This window comes from Microbacterium phoenicis, assembly GCF_047302325.1.
Lineage (GTDB): Bacteria > Actinomycetota > Actinomycetes > Actinomycetales > Microbacteriaceae > Microbacterium.
In genome coordinates this window covers 1,137,672-1,150,921 of record NZ_CP154849.1, presented here as the reverse complement: position 1 = coordinate 1,150,921, position 13,250 = coordinate 1,137,672, and the positions used below count along the sequence as shown (strand labels likewise).

The 13,250-nt window shown below is 70.2% G+C and carries 13 protein-coding genes; 6 read left to right on the top strand and 7 right to left on the bottom strand.

All coding sequences use genetic code 11. The features are described from left to right. Positions 1–79: 79 nt before the first annotated feature. The 7 genes from ABCU91_RS05615 to ABCU91_RS05585 are packed head-to-tail and all read right to left on the bottom strand — an operon-like array spanning position 80 to position 6,467. Complete coding sequence (locus tag ABCU91_RS05615; RefSeq protein WP_413355110.1) at positions 80–949, bottom strand: metal-dependent hydrolase; 870 nt, start codon at positions 947–949, stop codon at positions 80–82. A 5-nt stretch (positions 950–954) separates the two neighbouring features. After that, entirely contained in the window at positions 955–1,977 is a 1,023-nt protein-coding gene (gene ccsB, locus ABCU91_RS05610; RefSeq protein WP_091351769.1) for a c-type cytochrome biogenesis protein CcsB, read from the bottom strand. Between the two features lie 28 nt (positions 1,978–2,005). After that, the gene (locus ABCU91_RS05605) at positions 2,006–3,724 is read right to left on the bottom strand and encodes a cytochrome c biogenesis protein ResB (RefSeq protein ID WP_413355109.1); all 1,719 of its coding nucleotides are present in this window, start codon (positions 3,722–3,724) and stop codon (positions 2,006–2,008) included. After that, the gene (locus ABCU91_RS05600) at positions 3,705–4,499 is read right to left on the bottom strand and encodes a cytochrome c biogenesis CcdA family protein (protein ID WP_413355108.1); all 795 of its coding nucleotides are present in this window, start codon (positions 4,497–4,499) and stop codon (positions 3,705–3,707) included. The genes ABCU91_RS05605 and ABCU91_RS05600 overlap by 20 nt, the downstream gene beginning before the upstream one ends. Beyond that, on the bottom strand, positions 4,496–5,095 hold the full coding sequence (locus tag ABCU91_RS05595; RefSeq protein WP_133398568.1) for a TlpA family protein disulfide reductase: 600 nt from the start codon (positions 5,093–5,095) through the stop codon (positions 4,496–4,498). The genes ABCU91_RS05600 and ABCU91_RS05595 overlap by 4 nt, the downstream gene beginning before the upstream one ends. After that, complete coding sequence (locus ABCU91_RS05590; protein WP_413355107.1) at positions 5,092–5,721, bottom strand: histidine phosphatase family protein; 630 nt, start codon at positions 5,719–5,721, stop codon at positions 5,092–5,094. The genes ABCU91_RS05595 and ABCU91_RS05590 overlap by 4 nt, the downstream gene beginning before the upstream one ends. 59 nt (positions 5,722–5,780) lie before the next feature. Then, entirely contained in the window at positions 5,781–6,467 is a 687-nt protein-coding gene (locus ABCU91_RS05585; RefSeq protein WP_091351764.1) for a DedA family protein, read from the bottom strand. 108 nt (positions 6,468–6,575) lie between these two features. On the opposite strand from ABCU91_RS05585, the gene aspS reads away from it, so the two are divergent. The 6 genes from aspS (at position 6,576) to ABCU91_RS05555 (ending at position 13,247) form a co-directional block, all read left to right on the top strand. Continuing rightward, positions 6,576–7,916 carry an aspartate--tRNA(Asn) ligase gene (aspS, locus tag ABCU91_RS05580; RefSeq protein ID WP_413355106.1) on the top strand — a complete coding sequence of 447 codons (1,341 nt, stop codon included), beginning with the start codon at positions 6,576–6,578 and terminating at the stop codon, positions 7,914–7,916. 88 nt (positions 7,917–8,004) lie between these two features. Then, positions 8,005–9,192 (top strand): mechanosensitive ion channel domain-containing protein, encoded by a 1,188-nt coding sequence (locus tag ABCU91_RS05575; protein ID WP_413355105.1) that lies wholly within the window; start codon positions 8,005–8,007, stop codon positions 9,190–9,192. A 113-nt stretch (positions 9,193–9,305) separates the two neighbouring features. Further along, on the top strand, positions 9,306–10,439 hold the full coding sequence (locus tag ABCU91_RS05570) for an ABC transporter substrate-binding protein (RefSeq protein WP_413355104.1): 1,134 nt from the start codon (positions 9,306–9,308) through the stop codon (positions 10,437–10,439). Next, complete coding sequence (locus ABCU91_RS05565; RefSeq protein ID WP_413355103.1) at positions 10,418–11,341, top strand: ABC transporter permease; 924 nt, start codon at positions 10,418–10,420, stop codon at positions 11,339–11,341. Before ABCU91_RS05570 ends, ABCU91_RS05565 begins: the two co-directional genes overlap by 22 nt. Next, a complete protein-coding gene (locus ABCU91_RS05560) occupies positions 11,338–12,141 on the top strand; it encodes an ABC transporter permease (protein WP_413355102.1) in 804 nt (267 codons plus the stop codon). Before ABCU91_RS05565 ends, ABCU91_RS05560 begins: the two co-directional genes overlap by 4 nt. Then, positions 12,138–13,247 (top strand): ABC transporter ATP-binding protein, encoded by a 1,110-nt coding sequence (locus ABCU91_RS05555; RefSeq protein ID WP_413355101.1) that lies wholly within the window; start codon positions 12,138–12,140, stop codon positions 13,245–13,247. The genes ABCU91_RS05560 and ABCU91_RS05555 overlap by 4 nt, the downstream gene beginning before the upstream one ends. Positions 13,248–13,250: the final 3 nt, after the last annotated feature.

Here is a 13,250-nt window from a genome sequence, read left to right as displayed (position 1 = left end):
CGGAGCAGGCGCGCGCACGCGCCTGCTCCGGGGCCCGGTCCTGGCCCGGTCTCCCTCTCGCGCGGCGCGGGCGCGGGGCTCAGCCGGCGAGTGTGATCGACGTCGTCATGGTGAGCTGAATGCCGCCGGGCACCTCGCTCGCGTCGAGCGCGACCGTCAGCGCGCCGATCTGGGCGAGGGACGTCAGATGCGTCCCGCCGCACGGGATCTCGACGAGGCCGTCGGGCAGGTCGCAGCGCCACGAGCGGCGCCCGGCGAGCGTGTGGTCGTCGCGATGGATGCCGATGGCCCCGCTCGACCCGGCCCAGCCCGCCAGCGTCGCCTCGATGCGCGCCTCGAGCCCCCGGAGGTCACCGAGCGCGCTCGTGTCGAAGCCCTTCTTCCGCAGGGACTTGCCGATGCGGTAGACGTCGACCGAGCCGTACGGCGCTATGCGGGACGTCTGGATCGCGAGCATGTCGAACGCGGGGTGACCGGCGGCATCCGTCGGCACGTCCTTCGTCCACGCATCCGCGAGGGCGGCGTCGAGGGCGAGGGATGCCAGGTGGCAGGCGGTGTGCCCGGCGGACAGCGCGGCGCGCAGCTCGGGATCGACGAACGCCGCGACGCTCGCGCCGACGACGGGAGCCGGCCCCTCGACGACGTGCACGACGACGAACGTCCATCCCTCGGTGCCCATGCGCACCGGGAGGTCCGGCCCGATGACGAGGTCGCCCTCGTGGACTCCGCCGGTCACGGTGGTGACGACGGGGAACTCGCCGGCCGACGTACGCAGCACGCCGACGTCAGCCGGCTGATCGGGCCAGGCGGTGTCGACGGGGTGGAACGGCGTGCGATCGAGGACGATGCCCCTCCGCCCGTCGGCGAGTGGCACGGCATGCACGACGGTGGCCGTTCCGGTGACCTCCCCGTCGGGGTAGGTCACGACGGTGGCGGGGATCTGCGTCACGAGACTCAGCTGGACAGGCCGCTGTAGGAGTGCAGGCCCTGGAAGAACTGGTTCACGATCGTGAAGTTGAAGAGCACTGCGGTGAAGCCGACGATCGACAGCCAGGCCGAGCGCGTGCCGCGCCAGCCGCGCGTCGCACGCGCGTGGATGTAGCCGGCGTAGACCACCCAGATCACGAAGGTCCACACCTCCTTCGTGTCGAAGCCCCAGTAGCGGCCCCACGCGTCGTTCGCCCAGATCGCGCCGGCGATGAGGGTGAAGGTCCACAGCACGAAGCCGATGATCGCGAAGCGGTAGGCGAGCGACTCGAGCACCTCGGCACTGGGCAGCGTCCGCAGGAACGGCAGCCGCGTGCGGGGCGCGGCATCCGTCCCCACCGCGGCCAGCGCGACGCGCTCCCGTCGGGACTGCAGCAGCTGCACGACCGACAGCGCGAACGCGAGCGCGTAGAACGCCGAGGCGAGCGAGGCGACGAACACGTGGATCACGAGCCAGACGCTCTTCAGCGGATCGGACAGCGGCACGACCTCGACGTAGTACGCCAGCGCGGCGCCACCGAGCAGGACCACGATGAGGCCGTTGATGAACGCGCCGAGGAACCGCAGGTCGTACTTGACCAGCACGGTGAGGAACACCATCACGACGAGCATCGTGCCGGTGAGGGCGAACTCGTAGTTGTTCGACCACGGCACGCGGCCCGCCGCGATTCCGCGGGTGACATCCGCTCCGACGTGGAAGAGGAAGGCGATCGTCGTCAGGACGACGCCGAGCCGTGCGAAGAGGTACCGACCGCGCTGCGACGGCGCCGCCTCGAGGGCGACCTTGGCTGCGGCCTCTTCGGCGCGGATGTCCTCGATGGTCTGCCCCCCGCCGGCGGCGACGAGGGTGCGCGCCTGGGTCCGCGCGTCCTGGGCCTTGATCGCGAGCTCGGAGCGCCGAGCGAGGTCGACCGTGAAGGCGAGGAAGCCGAGCGTGTAGATCGCGATGGCGGTCCACAGCAAGAGCACGGAGATGTCATCGAACGACATGAGGGTCCTCCGGAGGAGATGGGTGAGTTCAGTCTACGTTCGCGGCGGGCGCGGGGGCGGATGCCGATTCGTCGCCCAGCGCGCTCTCGTGCCGCTTCGCGAGGTCGGCGACGGCGACCCCGATGGCGGGATCCTCGCCGCGCGCGAGACCGGCGTACTCGATGTGCACCTGATCGCCGGCGGGCGTCGCCTTCACCCACATGCGTCGCCGCGGGACGAACAGCGCCGTGAAGAGACCGACCATCGCGAGGACCGCGAACACGAGCACCCACGTGGCGCTCGAGTCGTTGTGGATCGACAGCGAGACGTAGCGCTTCACCGACTCCGGCGCGCCGGTGCGCGTCTCGTCCTCGAACGTCACGGTGCCGCGCCCGCCCGGGAGGTCGACGGTCTGCCCCGGCGAGAGTTCCAGCGACGGCGAGTCCGCATTCCGACCGGCGATCTCGGTCATCCCGTCGGTGTCGAGCGCGTAGACCGACCGCGGCGTGCCGTCGTCGATCCCGAGATCGCCCTCGTAGACGAAGAAGGTCAGGCGAGGATCGAGCAGATCGCCGTAGCGCGAGGTGAGCGCGCCGCTCGAGAGCTGCGCGACCGTGGGGTAGAAGAACCCGACGAGTCCGAGCTGCTCGCCACCGGTGTCGGGAATCTTCACGACGCCCTGCGAGGTCATCGTGGCGCTCTGCGGCAAGAAGGGGACGGACTCGCTGAAGACGACGTCGCCCTCGCCGTTTCGGACCGTGATGGTCGGCGCGTAGCCGTTGCCCATGAGGTACACGCGGTCGCCCGCCATCGTGATCGGGTGGTTCACCTCGATCACCTGATCCTCGGCCTCCTGACCGGGGAACCGGGTGGTGACGTGGGCTTCGAAGCCGCCTGCCTGCCCCGACGGCGGCGCATAGGTCACATCGAAACGGTCGAGGGTGATGGAGTACGGCGTGAGAGCCTCGGTGTCGACGAAGCGACCCGGGTTGAAGGACGTGTATCCGAGCCCCAGCGAGTTCACGAAGCCGTCGCCCTCGGTGATGACGGTCTGGCCCGTGTACGTGAAGCCGCCCCCGATGCCGACCGAGATGAGAACGCCGACGAGCGCGCCGTGGAAGAGCAGATTGCCCGTCTCGCGCAGGTAGCCGCGCTCGGCGGACACCGAAGCCACGCCGTTCCGGTCGTACCGCTCGACGCGGTACCGGGCGGAGCGCAGCTGCGCCTCGGCGAGATCGACGGCGTGGGCCGCGTGACCCGCGGCATCCTCCCCGTCGGGGACCGCGACGGTCCGCTCCGCGTGATCGGACAGGCGGGACAGGCGCGCGGGGGTCCGCGGGGGACGTGCCCGGAGCGCCTTCCAGTGGTGCTTCGTCCGCGGCAGGACGCAGCCGATCAGCGAGATGAACAGCAGGATGTAGATCGCCGAGAACCACACCGACGTGTAGACGTCGAAGAGCTGGAACGCGTCGAAGGTCGGGTACAGATCGGGGTTCGTGGCCCGCCACTGCGTGACGCCGTTGGGGTCGGCGCTGCGCTGCGGCACGAGCGAACCGGGGATCGCCGCGATCGCGAGGAGCAGGAGCAGGACGAGGGCCGTCCGCATGCTCGTGAGCTGACGCCATCCCCAGCGGAGCCACCCGACGACACCCAGCGCGGGCTGGCCGCCCGAGAAGGTGGGCTCGCCGTCACCGGTCTTGTCGAGGTGGTCGCTCGGCCGGAGCGGTCCGTCGACCGTCTCAGAGCCGTCAGAGGAACGTCGGGACACCGGCAACCACCCCCTGGAACGCGGACATGAGAGACGTCCAGACACCGGTGACCATCAGCACACCGAGCGCGATCAGGAGAGCACCGCCGATGATGTTGACGACGCGGATGTGGCGGCGGACGAACGCCACCGAGCGGGTCGCCCAGCCCGCGCCGAGGGCGAGGAGGACGAACGGGATGCCGAGGCCCAGCGAGTACGCCGCGGCGAGGGCCCCCGCCCGCGCGGGGTCGGCCTGGCTGTACGCCATACTCATGATCGCGGCGAGGGTCGGGCCGATGCAGGGCGCCCAGCCGACGCCCATCGCGATGCCGAGAAGCGGAGCCCCGACGAGGCCGAGGTTCTGCTTCAGCTGCGGCCGGTAGATCTTCTGCGCGAACCCGAAGACGCCGATGAACACCAGGCCGAGCGCGACGACCACGGCGCCGAGGACGCGGGTGATGAGGTCCTGGTACTCGATGAAGACGCGACCGAGGGTCCCGGCGAAGATCCCGAACATTATGAACACGACGCTGAAGCCGGCGATGAACAGCGCGACGCCGAGCAGCAGGCGCGCGCGGGGCGGAGCCTCGGTGCGTGTGAGCGTGGTCGGGCCGGTGGCCCCGGCATCCTTCGACCTCTTCGGCTCACGCGGCGCGACGGCTCCGCCGAGGAAGCCGAGGTACCCGGGGACCAGCGGGAGGACGCAGGGCGAGAGGAACGAGGCGAGACCCGCGAGCGCCGCGATCGGGATCGCGATCCAGAGCGACTCGCCCATCACGATCGACCCGGGGTTCATCCCTTCTCCGCGAGAGTGTCGTCGACGAGGTCGCGGAGGGTCGTGGCATCCGGCAGCTGCCCGAACAGCCGGGCGGCGACGCGGCCCTCGCGGTCGACGACGAGGGTCGTCGGGGCGGCCTGGAGCGAGGTCCAGTCGGCGAACGCGAGCTTCAGGTCGACGTCCCCGCGGGCGAGGATCGACGGGTAGGTGATCTTGTAGGTCTCATCGAACGAGGTCGCCTGCTCGGGACCGTCGTAGATGTTGACGCCGAGGAAGTGGGCGCCCTCCGCCTTCGTATCCTGGTACGTCTGCTCGAGGACGGGAGCCTCGGCCCGGCAGGGTCCGCACGCGGCGTACCAGAAGTTGAGGACCAGCACGTCGCCGGTGAAGTCGGTGCTCGACACCGTCTTGCCGTCGACATCGGTACCCGTGAACGAGAGGGCCTCGCCGCGCTGCGCGGCGGGGATCGTCTCGACCCGACCGTCGCTGGAGATGAAGCCCTGCGTGTTGCCTTCGCGGTACAGGTCCGACAGGTTGTCGTTCTCACTCGAGCACGCGGCGAGCCCCGCGACGAGGGTCACGGCCGCGAGGGCGGCCAGGATGCGGCGTCTCATACGGCTCCCACGTCGACGGCGCCGGCTGTCGCGGCCGGCTCGGCGTACTCGACCTCGCGCCAGACATCGCCGTCGAGCTCGAAGCTGGTGATGCTCGACAGGTCGCAGCGGCGGCGACGCGGGTCGTGGCGGAGCGGGAGGCCCGCGACCGACAGGTGCGTGATCCAGATGGGGAGCTGGTGCGAGACGATGACCGCGTCACCCGAGGGCGTGCGGTTCCAGGCGTCGAGCATCGCGGCCTGCATGCGCTCGACGACCTCGAGGTAGGCCTCACCCCAGCTCGGCAGAGCGGGCGTGCGCAGGTGCCACCAGTTGAGCGGGTTGCGCAGGGCACTGCGCATCCGCTTGCCCTCGAAGACGTTGGTCGGCTCGAGGACGCGGGCGTCGATGACGGGCGTCAGTCCGAACAGCTCCGCGATGGGAGCAGCGGACTCCCGCGCACGCTCCAAGGGCGACGACACCAGCGAGCGGAGCGGACGCCCCTGCGCCTTGAGGTGCTCGGCGGCCGCACGAGCCATGCCGCGACCGTCGTCGCTCAGGTGGAAGCCCGGGAGTCGCCCGTAGAGCACGCGTCCGGGGTTGTGGACCTCCCCATGGCGCACGAGATGGAGACGGGCGGCAGGCACCCCTTCAGTCTACGTGAGGGGGTCCTATGCGGGGCCTGAGCGCAGCCTGCGAGCGGGCCTCAGCCTGCGGCATCCCCCGGAGACTCCCGACGGCTGCGGACGGCGGCGCGCACGCGGACGACGACGAACCACACCACCAGGGCCACGACCACGACGATCACGATGTTCTGGAACACGCCGGCGTACTCCTCGACGATGTGCCAGTTCTCGCCGAGGAAGAACCCCGCGAGCACGAAGATCGAGTTCCAGATGAGACTGCCCGCCGTCGTGAGCAGGCCGAACTTCCACCAGTGCATCTTCGAGACCCCCGCCGGGATCGAGATGAGGCTCCGGAACAGCGGCACCATCCGACCGAAGAAGACCGCGGCGCCGCCGTGACGCTCGAACCAGTGCACGGTCTTGGTGACGTCCTCGCCCTTCATGAGCGGAAGCTTGTCGGCGATGCGGGTGAGTCGGTCTGCTCCGAGGACACGACCGAGCACGTAGAGGATGTAGGCGCCGAAGACCGACCCGAAGGTGGTCCATCCGATCGCCTCCGCGAGGGTGAACGACCCGCGCGAAGCGGCGAGACCGGCCAGCGGCAGGACGACCTCGCTCGGGATCGGCGGGAACAGGTTGTCGAGGCCGACGGCGACGGCCGCTCCCGCCGGGCCGATGGTGTCCATCAGCGAGACGACCCAGTCGGCCAGCGCCGAGAGCCAGGAGCCGTCTCCCGAGGAGGTGGCGGCAGTGTTCATGACGGTCATCGGGTGCTCTCTCGCGCTCGGTGATCGGATGCCCGGCCGGGCCCCCCGTCCGGCCAGCCTACGGGGCGGCAATCCGCGCAACCTGGGTGCCGCGTAGACTCTCCCCTCGTGAGTGAACGCACCCTCGTCCAGCAGCTGCAGTCCCGTGAAGACGGATCCGTCTCGGTCTCCGGATGGGTCGAGACCGTCCGCGATCAGAAGAAGGTGCAGTTCGTCATCCTGCGCGATGAGACGGGCGCTGTGCAGCTCGTCAATCCCGCGACGCGCCCCGCCGAGGACGGCAGTGAGCAGGATGCCGCGGCCCTGGCCCTCACGGACCTCATCTCGAACCTGTCGACCGGCACCTTCCTGACTGCGACCGGCGACCTCAAGCACGACGAGCGCGTCAAGCTCGGCGGTGTCGAAATCAAGATCGGCGGCCTGGAGATCGCGGCCGCCGCCCTGCCCGAGACGCCGATCGCGGCCGACTCGGGTCTCGACAAGCGCATGGACTGGCGCTTCATCGACCTGCGCCAGCGTCGCAACAACCTGGTGTTCCGCATCCAGACGACCCTCGAGCACGCGATGCGCAGCTACTGGGTCGAGCGCGACTACATCGAGGTCCACTCCCCCAAGCTCATGGCCTCGCCGTCGGAGTCGAACGCCGAGCTCTTCGAGGTGCCCTACTTCGAGGACAAGACGGCGTACCTCGCGCAGAGCCCGCAGTTCTTCAAGCAGATGGCCCAGGTCGCCGGCTTCGGCAAGATCTTCGAGATCGCCCCCGCCTTCCGCGCCGACCCGTCGTTCACCTCGCGCCACGCGACCGAGTTCACCTCGATCGACGCCGAGATCAGCTGGATCGACTCGCACGAGGACGTCGCGCGCATGCAGGAGGAGCTCCTCCAGACCGCGATCCGCGCCGTCGCCGACAAGCACGGCGACGAGATCAAGGCCCTCTTCGACATCGACGTGGTCGTCCCCGAGCTGCCGTTCCCGCGCATCCCGCTCGCCGAGGCACGCGAGATCGTCGCGGCTCGCGGCTACGAGATCCCCCGCACCGACGGCGACCTCGACCCCGAGGGCGAGCGCCAGATCGCGGCCCACGTGCAGGAGACCTACGGCCACCAGTTCGTCTTCATCACCGACTACCACCCCGAGATCCGCGCTTTCTACCACATGCGCGACGAGGAGACCGGGCTGACGAAGTCGTACGATCTGCTCTTCAACGGCGTCGAGATCACGACGGGCGCGCAGCGCGAGCACCGCGTCGACGTGCTCATCGAGCAGGCGAAGGAGAAGGGGCTCGACCCCGAGCACCTCGACTTCTACCTCGACTTCTTCCGCTTCGGCGCCCCGCCGCACGGCGGCTTCGGCATGGGCCTCGCCCGCGTGCTGATGCTGCTGCTCGGTCAGGACTCGATCCGCGAGGTCACCTACCTCTTCCGCGGACCGACGCGCCTGGCCCCGTAACACGGGACCCCGCCCTCTCGACAACCGCTCGGCTCCGGCTGGGCGGTTGTCGTATGGTGGCTGATTCCCCGACGGAAGGATCAGCTGCATGTGGGATGGATGGGTCGACTTCGGCATCGCCGCAGTGATCGGGATCGGCGTCGCGATCCTCATCGCCGTCGTCGCGATGATCGCCCTGGCGGTCATCGCGCGCCGACGCCGATGGGCGGGGGTGCTCAGCCGCCAATCCCGCGCGCCGTTCCGGATGCTGCTGCTCGTGGTCGCGCTCTGGGTCGCCGTCCGGGTGGCGTTCCCCGATGACACGTGGCGCGGCATCCTCGGCCAGATCCTGACGATCCTCATCATCGCGGCGAGCGCGTGGCTCCTCGCCTCGCTCGTCGTCGTGGCGACCGATGTGGCCCTCGGGCGCTACCGGATCGACGTTCCCGACAACCGGGTGGCCCGCCGCATCCGGACCCAGACGCTGGTCGTGAGGCGTCTCGCGATCGCGATCATCGTCATCATCGGGATCGGAGCCGTCCTCCTGACGTTCGACTCCGTGCGGGCCATCGGCGCGAGCGTGCTCGCCTCGGCGGGCATCGCATCGATCGTCGCGGGCCTGGCCGCGCAGTCGGTGCTCGCCAACGTGTTCGCGGGCCTCCAGATCGTCTTCAGCGACGCCCTGCGCGTCGATGACGTCGTGGTGGCCGACGGCGAATGGGGGCGGGTGGGCGAGATCACCCTGAGCTACGTCGTGCTCGACCTCTGGGACGACCGCCGGCTCGTCCTGCCGTGCACGTACTTCACGACGACGCCTTTCGAGAACTGGACCCGCACAGGGTCGGAGCTGCTCGGTGCCGTCGAGATGGACCTCGACTGGAACGTGTCGCCCGTCCTCATGCGCTCGCACCTGCAGCGCGTGCTCGAGCGGACCGACCTGTGGGACGGCCGCACGGCGGTCCTGCAGGTCACGGACGCGGTCGCCGGGTACGTCCGCGTCCGTATCCTCGTCACGGCGAAGGACGCGCCGACCCTGTTCGACCTCCGCTGCCTCGTCCGCGAGGCGATGGTGACCTGGGTGCAGGAGTCGATGCCGCAGGCCGTGCCGGTCCAGCGCGTTCTGATGACGGATGCCGCGACCCCCGCCACGCGCAGTCCCGCCGACGCGGCGACCGCAGACCCCACCCCGACCGGCGACGGCCTGTTCACCGGCAGCGCCGACGCCGAGCGCCGCGCCAGCACCTTCACGAACGCGATCCCGATCCTCCGGGAGGACGATCCGCAGCCGTCGTCATAGCGTCACCGTCCGTTCAGATCGCAGGGGCCCCCGGGTCACCGAACGGACGTAGCGTCCCCTCGTCCCCCCGGCGTCGCGAGCCCGCGCACGCCGGAACACCCGAGAGGAACCGCATGTTTCGTCCGTCCCGGCGGCGCGCCGCCGCACTCGCTGTCGCCACGATCGCCGCTCTGTCCCTCGCCGGCTGCGCCGGCGCGACCGATGCCCAGAACGCCTCCGGCGAGGGTCCCGCTGCTGCCGCCGCGAAGAGCGTGAGCGACCTCGGCGGGTTCGCGAAGTTGGAGGAGGCCGCCAAGGCCGAAGGCGCCCTCAACGTCATCGCCCTGCCGCGCGATTGGGCGAACTACGGCGAGATCATCGACCTGTTCGCGAAGCGCTACCCAGAGATCGCGATCAACGAGCAGTCGCCGGACTTCTCGAGCGCCGAGGAGATCACTGCGGCCAAGACGAACGAGGGCCTCGACACCGCCCCCGACGTGTTCGACCTCGGCCTGACGGTCGCGCTCCAGAACACCGACCGGTTCGCGCCCTACAAGGTGCAGACCTGGGACGACATCCCCGCAGAGCTCAAGGAACCGTCCGGCCTGTTCGTGGGCGACTACGGCGGGTACATGTCGGTCGGCTACGACTCGGCGACCTTCTCCGCCCCGACGCAGCTCAGCGATCTGCTCGACGGGACGTACCGCGGGTCGGTCGCCATCAACGGCGACCCCACGCAGGCGGGCGCCGCTTTCGCGGCCGTCGGTCTCGCGACGGTGCAGTCGGGCGGGACCCTCGACGACTTCCAGCCGGGCATCGACTTCTTCTCGAAGCTCGACAAGGCCGGCAACATGCTGAAGCTCGACGTCACGAGCGCGACGGTCGCCAGCGGCGAGACGCCGGTCGTCTTCGACTGGGACTACCTGAACGCGGCGCACACCGCTGACGTCCCCACGTGGAAGACCGTCGTCTTCGATGGCGTCGGCTACGCGGGCTACTACAACCAGGCCGTGAACGCCGATGCTCCGCACCCGGCCGCCGCACGCCTGTGGCAGGAGTTCCTCTACAGCGACGAGGTCCAGAACCTGTGGCTGAAGGGGGGCGCCCGCCCCGTCCGGATGGAGGCCATGACGAAGGCCGGCACGATCGACGCCGCGCTCGCGGCGAAGCTGCCGAAGGCCCCGGCCGACACGGTCGTCCCCACCGAGGACCAGTCGACGACGGCCGGCACGCTGCTCGGTAAGGAATGGGCGGCCGCGGTCCAGTGACCGCGCTCGCCCCGGCGGGGAGCTCGGTCACGGGCTCCCCGCTCCCCCGCTCCCGGCGCATCGGGTGGGCGTGGCTCGGCCTCGTGCCGTTCCTCGCCTACCTCGCGCTGTTCCTCCTGCTGCCGACGATCCTCGCGGTCGTCACCGGCTTCCAGGACGGCCGCGGCGCTTTCACGTGGGACAACGTGACGGCGCTCGTCGATCCGGTGATCACCGCGACGTTCTGGAATTCGACCTGGGTCTCACTGCTCACGGCGGTCATCGGCGCCGTCATCGGCGCCCTCGTCTGCTTCGCGATGCTGGGGCTTCCCGAGACGGGCGCAGTCCGCGCGTCGGTGGATGCCGCATCCGGCGTCCTCGCGCAGTTCGGCGGCGTCATGCTCGCCTTCGTCATGGTCGCGACCCTCGGCACCCAGGGCGTCGTCACGCGGTTCCTCGCGGATGTGTTCGGCATCGACATCTTCGCCCGGGGTGCGTGGATCTATTCGCTGCCCGGACTCATCCCCGCCTACATCGTCTTCCAGGTGCCGCTCATGGTCATCACCTTCATGCCGGCCCTCGCCGCCCTCCGCCCGCAGTGGGCCGAGGCGCATCTGACCCTGGGCGGCACGCGAGCCGGATTCTGGCTCCACGTGGGGCTGCCGGTCCTCGCGCCGTCCTTCCTCGCGAGCTTCCTCCTGCTGTTCACGAACGCGTTCTCGTCGTACGCGACGGCGGCGGCACTCGCCAGCCAGGGGTCGTCCATCGTCCCGCTGCAGATCCGCACGGCGCTCACGAGCGAGACCGTGCTCGGGCGCGAGAACCTCGCGGGCTCGCTCGCGCTCGGGATGATCGTCGTCGTCGCGGCGGCCATGGTCGTCTACAACCTCGTCCAGCGGCGGGCCTCGAGGTGGCACGCATGAGCCGTTCGCCGCTCGCCCCCTCCCGCACGTCGCGGTGGGCCATCGGCATCCTCGTCGGCCTGGTGTTCGCCGTCCCGTTCGCCGCGACCCTGCTGTTCACCCTGACCGCCGCGGACGGGAGCCTCACCCTCGACCGCTGGGCGACGCTGTTCGATCCCGCGCGCGCGGCGGCCTACCGACCGGTCTGGGCGGGCCTGATCAACTCCCTGATCCTCGCGGTCGTGACCGTGGCGATCGTCCTCGTCGTGCTCGCCCCGACGATGGTCCTGGTCGCGTTGCGCTACCCGCGGCTGCGACGAGTGTTCGAGTTCTTCGCGCTCCTGCCGATCACGATCCCGGCGATCGTGCTGGTCGTCGGCCTCGCCCCGATCTACCTGACGATCGGCCGGTCGCTCGGCACGGGGGCGTGGACCCTCGCCTTCGCGTACGGGGTGGTCGTCCTGCCCTTCGCCTACCGCTCCATCCAGGCCTCCATCGACGCCGTCGACCTGCAGACCCTCACCGAGGCGGCCCGCACACTGGGCGCCGGGTGGCCGACGGTGCTGCTGCGCGTCATCGCGCCGAACCTGCGACAGGGGCTGCTCGCGGCATCCCTCATCACCGTGGCCGTCGTCCTCGGGGAGTTCACGATCGCGTCGCTCCTGAACCGTCAGGTGCTGCAGACGGGGCTCGTCCTCATCAACAAGCAGGATGCCTGGGCCTCCGCGATCTTCACGTTGCTCGCCCTCACCTTCGCGTTCGCGCTCCTGCTCATCATTGGCCGAGCAGGACGCGTCGGCGCCGGAAGGAAGACCCCATGACTCTCGACGCCACCGCCCGGGCGCTCCCGCGGACCGCCGACAATCACCTGCTGGCCGCCGCCGGCGACGGCACCCGGGTGGAGCTTCGCGGCATCGTGAAGGACTTCGGTGCGACCCGGGTGCTCCACGGGGTCGACCTCGACATCGCCCCGGGAGAGTTGGTGTCGCTGCTGGGTCCGTCCGGATGCGGCAAGACGACGGCGCTCCGGGTGATCTCGGGCCTCGAGGACGCAACGGCGGGCGTCGTGGCGTTCGGCGGCACGGATGTCTCGCACACGCCCACGAACAATCGCGACATCGGCATGGTGTTCCAGGCGTACTCGCTCTTCCCGCACCTGCGCGTCGTCGACAACGTCGCGTTCGGGCTCCGCCGCCGCAGGGTGGATGCCCGGACCTCGCGTCGTCGGGCCGGCGAAGCCCTCGAGCTCGTCGGCCTGGACCACCTCGCGGACCGCTACCCGCACCAGCTCTCCGGGGGTCAGCAGCAGCGGGTCGCGTTGGCCCGTGCGCTCGTGACCGAGCCCCGGGTCCTGCTCCTGGACGAGCCGCTGTCGGCCCTCGACGCCAAGGTTCGCGTGCAACTGCGCGACGAGATCCGCCGCATCCAGCTGCGCCTGGGGACCACCACCGTCTTCGTCACCCACGACCAGGAGGAGGCTCTCGCGGTCTCGGACCGGATCGCGGTGATGGATGCCGGTCGCATCGAGCAGATCGGCTCGCCCGAGGAGCTCTACCGTCGTCCCGCGACACCCCGTGTCGCCGCGTTCATCGGACTGTCGAGCTCCGTGCCGGGGGTCGCCCGCGGCGGCACCGTCACGGTCTGGGGCGCCGAGGTCCCGGCGCAGTCGGCGGTTCCGGACGGCGACGTCGACGTACTTCTGCGCCCCGAGCACGTGCTCCTGGTGGGTGCGGGGTCCGGGGTCGGCGCTGTCGTCGAAGAGAGCACGTTCCTCGGCAGCTTCCGCCGCTCCCTCGTGCGCACCGATGACGGAACCCTCGTGCGCCTGCAGCACGCCGCCGAGGACCGTCTCGAGTTCGGGGAGCGGGTCCACATCGCCGTCGCGCCCGTGCCCGTCGTCACGACGGAGCGCGCAAGGCCGCGGTGAGGC